We start from the raw sequence: 1,612 nt of genomic DNA, 5'->3' as shown, positions 1-1,612 counted from the left end.
GAGTAGATACCGTCGCTGTTGCTCTGCGTCGTCAACGTCAGACCGGTATCGGTCTTAGTAAGGGTAAGTTGGGCGTTGGGAATCACAGCGCCGGTACTGTCCGTCAGACGTCCGGTGATGACACCGTTCGCGACCTGCGCCCGCAACATAGACGGAACGAGAAGGAGAAGTACAAGGAGAAGGCCAAGGCAACGACCTTGCGTCTTGAGAATTTGCTTCATAGGTTAGGCCTCATAAGCACTGCAATTTGTCCTGAGTCCAAGGGAGGCGATTCCCAAAGAAAAGGAATCGCCGGTTCTCCCTCATGGCTTGCTAACTATTCGTTCCCGGGTCGATGCCGGTGAAGTTCCAAGCTGTTACGTTACGTAACAGCATCCGTGTTTTCAGCGGGTTAGCGGCATTCAGAGCTATTCGCCAGACTCTTCCTGATCGATATGGAGGATGGCCTTCTGCTCGCGCAGGCGCTTTTGCAGAGCCTTCACATCAATCTCCTGAACTGCCGTCTTGCCCTGAACCGCCATCGCAGCCGTCACGCCCGCAGCCTGACCGAGCATCATGTACTGCGGCTCCATCCGGACGGAGGAGTAGGCGACATGCGATGCGGAGAGACAGACCGGAACGAGCAGGTTCGCCGTCTCCTCCTTTTTGGGAAGAATCGTTCCAAAGGCGATCTCATAAGGCTTCACCGAAACCTGCACATCGCCTTCGTTCCGGACACCGCCGTCGGGCATGGCGACGCGCTGAATGTTGTGCGAGTCGCTGTTATAGGAACCCATGGCAATGGAGTCAGGCTTGGTGCGATCGGTCTGCAGGTCAGCCTGCTTCATGACGTACATGCCGACCATGCGGCGCCCTTCGCGGATGTAGAGTTGGTTGGGCCAGCCATCCGTATCGAGAAACTCGTCCTTCGCCCGGCCCCAACTGTTGACCTCCGCCTGCAGCTGCTTCGGCACCCGCGGGTCAGAGGCCAGGAACCAGAGGAACGACTTGGTATAGAGCAGATGGTCGTCCCAGATCTTCTGACGCTCGGCATAGCCGGCGTCGGGGTAGGTCCAACTCTTGCCGATGTAGTCGCTGGAGAACGCGCCGTTGTTGTTGAAGTCCGCCTCATGGTTGGGGATCATGACCGGGTTCATCACGTCGCGGAAGGTCGGTTCGCGATGGATGTGCTGCTTCCACTCGCCCAGGTACTTCGCCAGCAACGCAAAGTTGGAGGCGTCATACCCTTCCGGCTTCGTCCACGGCAGCTTGTTGTCCGGAGAGTCGGTCAGAATCATGCGGAAGTTATAGGCCTGCACCTTCTTATCCCCCGCGCCGTTTTCCCCCATCGGACTGGGATCGACCTCGGGCATCAGCTTTCCCTTCTCATCAAGGGGCGAGATCTTCCACAGGAATTGATGTTTGGGCGTGTCGACGCGAACCCCAGCGAGATCTTCGTGATAGACCTCCATCCCCTCGCGGCCGACGGTATAGTGCACGCCCGCCTGCGCCATCAGGTCGCCTTCATAGGAGCAGTCGGCAAAGGTCTTCGCCTTCCACACCCTGCCGTCTTCTGTGGTGATGGAGAGAACGATCGTCCCCGACTTTGAGACGCCGCCGTGCTCCTTCAGGC

The 1,612-nt window shown here is 58.2% G+C and carries 2 protein-coding genes; both read right to left on the bottom strand.

All coding sequences use genetic code 11. The annotated features are described in order from the left end of the window. Positions 1-221 (bottom strand): carboxypeptidase-like regulatory domain-containing protein (locus AB4043_RS24815; protein ID WP_442308434.1); only part of this gene is annotated, 221 nt, incomplete at its 3' end. 186 nt (positions 222-407) lie between these two features. Continuing rightward, the coding region (locus AB4043_RS24810; RefSeq protein ID WP_442308433.1) for an FAD-dependent oxidoreductase at positions 408-1,612 on the bottom strand (1,205 nt) is incomplete at its 5' end.

The organism is Terriglobus sp. YAF25 (assembly GCF_052113305.1).
GTDB lineage: Bacteria > Acidobacteriota > Terriglobia > Terriglobales > Acidobacteriaceae > Terriglobus.
This window is presented reverse-complemented; position numbering and strand designations above follow the sequence as displayed.